Here is a 9,607-nt window from a genome sequence, read left to right on the forward strand (position 1 = left end):
GATCCAAAGCGGCCTCGACCCTCAGCCCGGCCGAGGTCGTGGTCGCCGCGATCGTGTTGAGGACGACTTGATGGCTGGTCAACGGCCGTCCCCGCCAGTTCATCGTGATATGCGAGAACAACCGGTGCTCGATCTTGTTCCATTTCGAGGTGCCCGGCGGGAAATGGCAGACCATGACCATCAGTCCGGTCTCGGCGGCGAACGCGGCCAATTCGGCTTTCCAGAGCCGGTAGCGGTAGCTGTTCGAACCGCCCGCATCCGCGGTGATCAGCAGCCGAGACGCGCTTGGATAGTCGGCTTGGCCACGCGCCTGCCACCAGCGGCGGATCGAGGCGACCGCGAAAGCCGCGGTGTCGTGGTCGACTCCGACGTTCACCCAGCCCGTGTTGGCAGTCATGTCGTAGATCCCATAGGGCACCACCGTCTCGACGTTCGGGCCGGCCCAGAAGCTGTGGTCCTCGACCTGCACCGGCTCGCCGTGAGGCCGCCATTCCCGCCCGCCCATCGACAGCAGTCCCAGCTGCTCCTTCTTCTTCGCATCCACGCTGATCACCGGCTCGCCCGCCGCCTGATGCTCCTTGACCTGCACGTTGATGTATCGGAACTGCGCGTCCCGATCAGGATGCTGATCGCCTTCCAGGGTTTTGGCGGTGCCTTGCAGGCTGAACCCGTTCGCCTTCAACAGCCGGCTCACAGTCGGTGCGGCAACCCGATGCCCCTGCCGGGACAACTCCGCGGCCAGATGCCGGAGCGATTTCGTCGTCCATCGCAGCGGTGATTCGGGATCCCCGCGCTCGTCCGGCTCGACCAGCCCCATCAACGCTGGAAGCAGAAGGGGATCAACAGCCTCGGCCCGCAGCCTGCCACCTCCCACGCGCCGAATCCGCCCATCGGGCAGCGGATCAATCCCGGACTCGAGCTCGAACACGCCCTTGCGGACAGTGGTCTCGCTGACCCCGGTCACCTGCGCGACTAACCGAACACCCCCATGACCCAGCAGTCGGGCCTCGGTCGCTAACGCCAGACGCCGTTGACGCTCGTTCAAATGCGGCAGCAACACCGCGAACCGCGCCGCGAGCTGATCGCGGACCTCGCCTGGGATGGCCATACCACGCCATCGAACCGGAAACCGAGAAGCACCGTGTTGTTTCATTACAACCACGGTGGATCACGCAGGTCTGGACGATGGTGCGCGGCCAGACCGCCTCCACCGCCTGCGGCAGGCCCTTGAGCCCGTCGCAGACCAGCATGAGAACATCGTCCACGCCGCGGTTCTTCAACTCGGTCAGCACCGCCAGCCAGTGCTTGGCGCCCTCTCCGCCGTCGCCGGCCCAGATGCCGAGGATGTCGCGGTGGCCTTCGACGGTGACGGCCATGACCAGGTAGATGGGCCGGTTGGCGACGTGACCGTCCCTGATTTTGACGTTGATCGCGTCCACGAACAGGACTGGGTACACGCGATCGAGCGGCCGGTTCTGCCATTCGGCCATGCCGTCCATGACCTTGTCGGTGATGGTGGAGATGGTCTGCTTGGAGACCTGGGCGCCGTACACCTCGGCCAGATGCGCGCAGATCTCGCCGTGCGTGAGGCCCTTGGCCGACAGCGACAAGACCATCTCATCCACTCCGGACAGCCGGCGCTGCCGCTTGCGCACCAGCTGAGGTTCGAAGGTGCCGGCCACATCGCGTGGGACCCGCACCTCCACCGGGCCGACGTCGGTCACCACGGTCTTGGTGCGGCTGCCGTTGCGGCTGTTGCCGCTGTTCTTCCCGGCCGGGTCGTGCCGGTCGTAGCCGAGGTGATCGGTGATCTCGCCTTCCAGCGCCGACTCCAGTACCCGCTTGGTCAGCTGCTGCAGCAGGCCGCCCTCGCCGGTCAGCTGCAGACCCTCGCTGCGGGCTCGACCCACCAGCATCGAGATCAGCTGCTCGTCCGTCATCGAGCGGTCCGGGTCGGCAGGCACTTCGTTCATGGACAGCGACTCCACGGCAGTCTCGGACATCAAGTGTGTCTCCCTTGATCATCAGATCCGCCGTTAGTTTTACAGTCCCGTACTAGAACGGTCACATACTGCCAGTGGTCGCCGCCCCCGACGAGAGGGGATGACCGCCGTTTTTCGTCGAATTCCTGCCTGAGCCAGCGATACCTCTCAGGCGGCCTGCGGAACAGACGCTGGCCTTCGGGTCCATGCCGGCGGCCTTTTCCTGGTCAGCCGTCTGGTCATGAGTGTGATCGAAGCGACGGTCAGGTGGGCTTCGCTGTGCGAGGGCTTGCGTTCGAAATCGATCACGTTAAGCGGCGGGCGTTCATCAGCCAGGAAAGCGACCTTTCGACGATCCACCTTCTGGCGAGCACTCTGAACCCGGTCTGACCAGGCCGCTTGGTTACGATCTTCAAGGTGAGGCGCAGGAAGCGGCGGGCCCACTCCACCAGCGTGCCGGCGTAGGCGCTGTCGCCCAGATGAGGGTGAGTTGCGGGTGCAGCATCCGCAGCCGAGCCAGTAACTCGCGGGCGGCGTCGCGGTCGGGCTGTCCGGCTGGCGTGACCATGACCATCATGAGCAGGCCGAAGGTGTCCACGACCAGGTGGCGCTTCCTGCCTGGCACCTTTTTGCCGGCGTCATAGGAACGGGAACGGCCGGTCACGGTGGCCGCGGCGCGCACCGACTGGGAGTCGATGACGCCCGCGACCGGGTTGGGGCAGCGCCCGGCGCGCAACCGGATGACGCGGCGAAGCTCGTCACGGATCCGGTTGAAGACTCCGGCCCTGGTCCAGCGGCTGAAGAAGCCGAACACGGTCTGGTAAGGCGGAAAGTCCGCAGGCAGGGCCCTCCATTTGCAGGCGTTGTCGGTCACGTACCTGATCGCGTCGAAGATGTCGCGCCGGTGGTGCTTTTCCGGGCGCCCACCCGTGCGCGTCTGGCAGGCGGGCACCGGCAGGAGGGGGTCGATCAGCGCCCACTCCTCATCGCTGGTGTCGGAGGGATAAAGACGCGGACGCATCGGCTCACGCTCGCCCGGCCTTGTTGAGCAGGGTCAGCGCCGACTGGACCACGTTGAGCTGGCCCAGTACCAGGTTGACCCACTCCTCCTCCGGCCGGGCGGCCGCGTGCGGTGCGACCGTCGCCGACAGCAGGCGGCTGTTCCGGGTCAGTTCGGTGCGCATCCGCGAGCGCTCGTAGGCGATCCAGTCATCGGGCTGAGAGGAGAAGCGGTAGCCGTCGTTCGGCGTCCAGATCAGTGGGGTCAAGTGGGCCATCGCCGAGACCTCCCGGATGTAGCGGATACCCTTGCGGACCGATAGAGGCTCAGTTTGGTGGCGCCCACCAACTGGTGGGCGGTCAGCCCGGCCGGGCGGGCCTCCAGCAGCGCGATACGAACCTGGTTGCCGCAGACGTTGGCGGCCAGGCCCCTGGAGGGCATGGCCCTACTCGCCGCACAGCAGCCGGGCCAGGCCCTCGTCCAGGCTCACGTCGCCGGACTCGACGGCCGCCTCCAGCCAGTTGGCGGTCGCGCGTGCCCGGCCGAGATTGCGTGCCACGGTGGCCTTCTCCTCGGCGGTGAAGGCATGCCCGCGCAGCGTAGGCAGCACCCGGCCCACCGCGGCCACGAACACCGAGCACGCGCCGACCAGCTCGACGAAATCGCGGCTACGTTCGATCCGGGGCAGCGCCGGGGTGCGCTCCCGGACCGCCTCGCCCGCCTGCCGGGCCTGGTCGACCTGCGCACGGTTGACCAGGTGCCGGGCGGTGGTGTCGGTCATCGCCTTGAAGGCGACCTCCGGACGGCGCAGCAGATCGGTCGCCACCGCGGCGGCGACCTGCTCATCGCGGGCCAGGTCGTGGATGCGCTCGACCTTCTGCTGTACCGAGGTGGTGTCGGCGAACTTCTGGTCGACGGCCTGCTTGGCGGCCGTGTCGGTCCACCAGTGCGTCCTGGTGCGCTGGTCCAGCGAAGGCTTGGTGACCCGCTCCCACCGCTCCTGCTCGTCGCGGAGCGAAGCCAGCGTCTTGTGAATGTAGTACGGCACCCCGTGCTGGCGGTGGTAGGCCGGCCAGCGGGAGGCCACCCAGCGGTAGGTCTCCAGTGTCTTCACCTGGATAGCAAGATCGTCGGCGAACAGCTGCAGCGATTCCAAGACGCCGAACAGCGCCTCGCCTCGGTCCGGGTGCGTTCCGCCGTGCGGCCGCATCGGCTCGATCTCCAGCCGCTGCGCGACGGCCCCGCCAAGGCGCACCCTTGATTACTCACGGCGGGGACGGGCGCGGCCTGACAGCGCCGTTCTGGCAGCACCTGCTGCCGTACGGGGAGGTGCGGCTGGATGTGGGCAAGCGGTTCGCCCTGAGCGCGGCGGCCCAGGCGGCCTCGGCTTGCACCGCCTGACAGGCTAGGCCGAGGGCGGTGATGACGGTGATCACGTCGACGAGCGGTGGGCGCCGATCCGACGGTCAAGGCGCTGGCCCAGCAGATCACCACCTGCAACGCGAGGTCGAGGAGATGAGGAAATCCTGGTCCGCCTGTCACGGCTTGGGCGTCTGTCCTGCGCTCAGGCCTCCCGCCCGCGGTCCACACGCGGGATAGGCCAGCCTGTCCTGCGGTCCCATGCCGCAGGACAGGCGCGTGCCGTCGAGAGGGAACGGCCGCGGTGAGCTCGAAGCTTGGACGATACAAGCCGGTCAAGGCGATGGCCAAGGCGCCCAGCAACAGCCGCAGACCGGTTTGCGGCAGACGTGGCCGCAGGTGAGCACCCGGGCAGCCAGTCCGGTGATCGCGCTCTTCGGGGTGTGATGGATGCGTGCGGCAGCCTTCGCCGTTCCCGCACCCGAATCATTCAGGACGGGGGTGAGGAGACGTCTGGGGCCTGCCCGCTTGAGCGGCCGGGAGTCATCAGCGCGGCGGCGACGACGGCGACCGCCGCCGCGACCGCCGCTACGATGAACCCGTTGGTGAAGCCGGTCAAGGTGGTCCCGGCCAGGCTCGCTGCCGCGACGCTCGACACGACTGCGGCTCCGATGGAGGCACCGAACTCGTGGAAGGTGCTCACGATGCCGGAGGCGATCCCGGCCTCGTGGGGTGCCACCTGACCGAGCGCGGTCGCCGAGGAGATGACGAACATCGCGCCGGTTCCCGCCGCGGCGACGGACACGCCGACCACGACGCTGACAGGGCTCATCGCCACCGCCGGCACGGCCATGCCGATCGCCGCGACCGTCAGACTCGCAACAGCCAGGGTGCGTCCGCCCCATCGGCCGAGCATGCGCCCGGTCAGGTTGGCCCCGAGCATCGTCGCCAGTGCCACCGGCAGGAACAGCAGCCCTGCCTGCAACGCGCCGTATCCCAGGGCGTGCTGGAAGTAGAACGTGCCCAGGAAGAACACCGCGATCATCAGCGCCGTCGCCATCAGGATGAGGAAGGCGCCGGTCGCCACGGGCCGCCGAGCCAGTAGCCGGACATCCATCAGGGGCGAGCGGGCCCGCCGCTGCCACAGTGTGAACACCACGTAGCCCACGGCGGCCGCCAGGACGAGCCCCACGGTGAGCGTGGTGAGCCATCCCCGCTCGCCGGCGGCGATGAGAGCGTAGATCAACGACGCGGAGGAGGCCGTCACCAGCAACGCGCCGAGGACGTCGAGCCGAGGCCGGTCCGCAGCCGCGGACGGCTGGACCGGCAGCAGAACGGCGAGCGCTACGGCGATCACCAGCCCGATGGGCAGGTTGACATAGAAGACCCACGACCATCCCGGGCCGGCGGTGAGCAGGCCGCCCAGGAGAACGCCGAGGGCGGCGCCACCACCGCCGAGCGCGGCCCAGACTCCCAGGGCCTTGTTCCGTTCTTCCCCGTCGAACAGGGACACCACCAGCGACAAGGCCGAGGGAGACAGCAATGCCGCCCCGACACCCTGGGCGACGCGACCACCCAGGAGTACGCCGGCGGACCCGGCCAGCCCGGTGACCAGCGATGCGATGGCGAACAGCAGCAGCCCGGCGAGCACGACCCGCTTGGCTCCCACCAGGTCCGTGATGCGTCCGCCGAGCAGCATCAATCCGCCGAAGGTGAGCGTGTAGGCACTGACCGTCCATGTCAGCGCCTCACGGCTGAGCCCGAGGTCCGTCCCGATATGGGGCAGCGCGATGGCCACCACGGTGACGTCGAGGATCAGCATGAGCTGTGCCACCCCGAGGAAGCCGAGAATGCGCCATCGCGCCGGATGCGACTCTGGGGGTGAGGTCTGCCGTACTGCTTCATGGGTCATTGGACGCTCCGGGGAGAAAACTCGTACTCTCATATACGAGAACTAGCCGCCACTATAACCCGTATATCCCCATACGAGTTAGACTGTCCGCATGGCTTCATCCTCCGCACGCTCCAGACGCCGTGCCGATGCCGAGCGCAACATCGCCAACATCGTGTCCGCGGCGCGCACCTTGATGAGTTCGGATCCGAACGCGACCACCGACGACATCGCCCAGGCTGCCGGTGTCGGACGGATGACGCTGTACGGTCACTTCCGCACCCGGGCCGACCTGGTGCAAGCCGCGCTCATGGACGCGCTGCGAGCCGGCGAGGAAACCCTCTCCTCGCTCGACCTGAGCGGAGACGCCCGCGACGCCATGACGCGACTGCTGGCGTCGAGCTGGGAGCTCGTGGCCGAGTCCGCGGCCCTGCTGAGCGCGGCGGAGGCAGTCCTTCCCGCGGGACGGGTGCGAGAGCTCCACGCCGAACCCGCCCGGCGCATGGCCGAGCTCATCCGCCGCGGCCAGGAACAAGGCGTCTTCCGCACCGACCTGACCGCCGCCTGGCTGGTCAGCCTCGTGCACTACATCCTGCACGGAGCGGCGAACGAGGTGCGCGCGGGACACCTGCCCGCAGATGAGGCCACCAATGTGGTGTCCAGGTCCGTGCAATCGGTGCTGACCGGCTAGAAGGCCTGTCCCGTAAGGTGAGCACGTGAGTACGCGGCCTTCTGGTCGCTTGGCTTGGCGGCGGGCGGGTGCTTCCTGCTCGATCGCTTCTCGCCCTGGGGCGCGCACGCCGCGACACCGCCGAGGAGTTGTTGCCATCTCGACCATAGAGGCGCTGGTCACCGGCGCACCCACGTCGCCGGTGACGACGGCCCGGCACCTGGACAACGCTCGTAGCAAGCCGGTAGCAAGCCGATCGTCGATCGTGTGTGCGGGCCGCCGAGAGCGCGCACGCGACGGCTGGAGCGCAGCGGGGCCGATGTCCGGGTGCTTGTTGTGGTCATCGGTGAGTTCGACACCACCTGCGTCATCGGCTGGCTGCGGCCATCCACCGGCGGAGGGCCGCGGCCGTCAGCGGCGTCATGTGCTCCGGTGCGGCATCGGGGGCCTGCCTGCTCGGGCATCTGCCGATGCTCGAACAGGAGCACGCCTACTCAAGGGACTCATTCCTGCTCAGAGGCCGTAGAGTCACACACGACGCCGTGAGGGCGCTGCCCTGAGGATCCTAAAATTTTCTTGTCCTTGCCTACTTCGACCTGGATGGTGTGAGCGGATGGTAGTCAGCGAAGGCGACGTGCGGGTGCGGCCGGCGATCTGTGAAGACGCACAGTTGGTCGCGGCGATCTGGTACGAGGGGTGGTGTGACGGGCATCTGGGGCATATCCCCCAAGAGTTGGTCGCGGTCCGCACCCGAGAATCTTTTGACACCCGCGCCGAACAGCGCGTGGGCGACACGGTTGTGGCAGTCGTCGGTGGCGAGGTGGCCGGATTCGTGATGGTGGTCGGTGACGAGGTGGAGCAGGTCTACGTGGCCCGGCAACGGCGCGGCACCGATGTCGCGCCCACCCTGCTCGCCGAAGCGGAGCGCATCGTCAGGGCGAACGGTCACGCGCAGGCGTGGTTGGCGGTGGTCGCCGGCAATGTCCGGGCCCGCAGATTCTATGAGCGCAACGGGTGGCGGGACGGCGGTCCGTTCGACTATTCCGCCCACGGCCCCGCCGGGCCCATCCCGGTTCCGTGTCATCGTTACGTCAAAGAGGTTAACGGCGCATCGGACCTGTGACTGGGGCATTGAGGTGATCCATCGATACCGTCAAGGGCCGGCCGGGGCCGGTGCCGAAGGCGTCCACGTTGATCCCCAATGGCGCTACGACCGGATCATCAGCGGGACTGGGCCGCTGCACCGTAAGCCTTCCGGGCACGAACGCCGCTTTCGCGCCGCACAGGGCGCGCAAGAACTCCACCTCCGGCCTCAGAGCAACCCTTCGACCTTGAGGCCCTCAGTCGGCGGATCGGTTTGAGCAGGCGTTCTCCCGGGCGGGGTGTGCGGTTGCGGTAGGACCGGCGCAGCAGCCGCACGCCGCGTTCGGCCAGGAAGGCGTCCAGCTCGGCGGAGACGTAGCCCTTGTCGGCGATGATCAGGAGGCGGTTCGGTCGATCAGCAGCTGGGGATCGTGCTCGCAGATGGCCATCGGCACCGGGCCTCCGTCGTTGTTCGGGGTGGCCAGGGCGCAGGTGATCGGGAAGCCGGCGGGAGTGCAGATCAGGCGCAGGCGCAGGCCCCGGAAACAGCGCGAATGCGAGGGCGAGTGGCAGGTGGAGCGGCAGCGGCCCCACTCGACGGGGTGGAATCGGCGACCCGCACGGGATCAGCCCACAGGTCGGTCTCGTGTGCCAACGCGCCGATCGCTCGCTTGAAGAGGGGCAGGGCCTTATGCAGGCGCTTGTTGTAGCCGGACTGGCCGGGCACGCTGGGAAAGGCATTGGGCAGGCGCTCGGGAACGTCACGCAGCCAGCGCGCCTCGGAATGAATGCCGAGCAGGACCTGAACCACCGCGAGAACGAGCGGTTTCAGCATCGGTCAGCTTCGGCTAGCGTCCCACCCACGGCCGGTGGCCAAGCCAGTCGTCGATCCTGACGTACAGTGCAGCGAGGAGGGGCGTTGAGGTCTGTTGTCACCAACCGATCGTCAACACCCTTCATCATTTCCCGCACTGCATACCGCAGCCACTTGGGCTTACTCGCTAGGCGACCGCTCTCGGCTGGTCGCCACCCTCAGCTGGCGGACACGATGGTCGCCGACCCGATGACCGTCGAGCCGGAGTAGAGCACCGCGGCCTGGCCGGCGGCGACACCCGTGGCCGCCCGGCCCAGGTCGATCCGCAGCCCGCCCGCGATCTCCTCGAACGTGCACGGGTAGACCTCGCCGTGCGCCCGCAGCTGCACGGTCACGTCGTCGGAGGCGGACGGCCCGTTCCGGACCGGCCCGTTCCAGACGGGCCCGTTCCAGACGGGGCTGCCACAGACGATCGAGGTGACCTGCAGCGCCGCGCGCGGGCCGACCGTGACGGTGTTGGACACCGGCTCGATGGACAGCACGTAACGCGGCCGGCCGTCGGCGGCCGGCCGGTCGATGTGCAGGCCCTTGCGCTGCCCGATCGTGAACCCGTGAGCGCCCTGGTGGCTGCCCACGACCGCGCCGCTCTCGTCGACGATCGGCCCCTCGGCCGAGCCGAGCCGCTCGGCCAGGAAGCCGCGCGTGTCGCCGTCGGCGATGAAGCAGATGTCGTGGCTGTCGGGCTTGTCGGCGACGGTCAGGCCGCGCCTGGCGGCCTCCTCGCGCACCTCGGCCTTGGTCGAGTCGC

General features: G+C 68.2%; 9 protein-coding genes and 2 pseudogenes. 3 read left to right on the forward strand and 8 right to left on the reverse strand.

Annotated features, from left to right (window positions below):
* The 5 genes and pseudogenes from ACTWPW_RS61260 to ACTWPW_RS61280 all read right to left on the reverse strand — a co-directional run.
* Positions 1-1,108 (reverse strand): ISAzo13 family transposase (locus ACTWPW_RS61260; RefSeq protein ID WP_443174586.1); only part of this gene is annotated, 1,108 nt, incomplete at its 3' end.
* A 55-nt stretch (positions 1,109-1,163) separates the two neighbouring features.
* Positions 1,164-1,940: pseudogene (locus tag ACTWPW_RS61265) on the reverse strand (IS256 family transposase); the annotation flags it as partial.
* Positions 1,941-2,394: 454 nt separating this feature from the next.
* Positions 2,395-3,003, reverse strand: a complete 609-nt coding sequence (locus ACTWPW_RS61270; RefSeq protein WP_443174587.1) for an IS5 family transposase — start codon at positions 3,001-3,003, stop codon at positions 2,395-2,397.
* A gap of 4 nt (positions 3,004-3,007) precedes the next feature.
* Complete coding sequence (locus ACTWPW_RS61275) at positions 3,008-3,259, reverse strand: hypothetical protein (protein ID WP_443174588.1); 252 nt, start codon at positions 3,257-3,259, stop codon at positions 3,008-3,010.
* A 168-nt stretch (positions 3,260-3,427) separates the two neighbouring features.
* The gene (locus tag ACTWPW_RS61280) at positions 3,428-4,237 is read right to left on the reverse strand and encodes a DUF6192 family protein (protein ID WP_443174589.1); all 810 of its coding nucleotides are present in this window, start codon (positions 4,235-4,237) and stop codon (positions 3,428-3,430) included.
* Between the two features lie 2 nt (positions 4,238-4,239).
* On the opposite strand from ACTWPW_RS61280, the gene ACTWPW_RS61285 reads away from it, so the two are divergent.
* The gene (locus ACTWPW_RS61285) at positions 4,240-4,383 is read left to right on the forward strand and encodes a hypothetical protein (RefSeq protein ID WP_443174590.1); all 144 of its coding nucleotides are present in this window, start codon (positions 4,240-4,242) and stop codon (positions 4,381-4,383) included.
* Between the two features lie 448 nt (positions 4,384-4,831).
* Here the strand turns inward: ACTWPW_RS61285 and ACTWPW_RS61290 are convergent, their stop codons facing one another.
* Positions 4,832-6,253, reverse strand: coding sequence for an MFS transporter (locus ACTWPW_RS61290; RefSeq protein ID WP_443174591.1), 1,422 nt, complete (start codon positions 6,251-6,253; stop codon positions 4,832-4,834).
* Positions 6,254-6,344: 91 nt separating this feature from the next.
* On the opposite strand from ACTWPW_RS61290, the gene ACTWPW_RS61295 reads away from it, so the two are divergent.
* Positions 6,345-6,923, forward strand: a complete 579-nt coding sequence (locus ACTWPW_RS61295; protein ID WP_443174592.1) for a TetR/AcrR family transcriptional regulator — start codon at positions 6,345-6,347, stop codon at positions 6,921-6,923.
* A gap of 592 nt (positions 6,924-7,515) precedes the next feature.
* The gene (locus tag ACTWPW_RS61300; protein ID WP_443174593.1) at positions 7,516-8,025 is read left to right on the forward strand and encodes a GNAT family N-acetyltransferase; all 510 of its coding nucleotides are present in this window, start codon (positions 7,516-7,518) and stop codon (positions 8,023-8,025) included.
* A 218-nt stretch (positions 8,026-8,243) separates the two neighbouring features.
* On the opposite strand, the pseudogene ACTWPW_RS61305 reads toward ACTWPW_RS61300, so the two are convergent.
* Together ACTWPW_RS61305 and ACTWPW_RS61310 are read right to left on the reverse strand one after the other, a co-directional pair.
* A pseudogene (locus tag ACTWPW_RS61305) lies at positions 8,244-8,921 on the reverse strand (IS982 family transposase); the annotation flags it as partial.
* Between the two features lie 96 nt (positions 8,922-9,017).
* Positions 9,018-9,607: tRNA methyl transferase PRC-barrel domain-containing protein (locus tag ACTWPW_RS61310; protein WP_443174594.1), on the reverse strand; the 590-nt coding region annotated here is incomplete at its 5' end.

This window comes from Nonomuraea sp. KM90, assembly GCF_052246675.1.
Taxonomy (GTDB): domain Bacteria; phylum Actinomycetota; class Actinomycetes; order Streptosporangiales; family Streptosporangiaceae; genus Nonomuraea.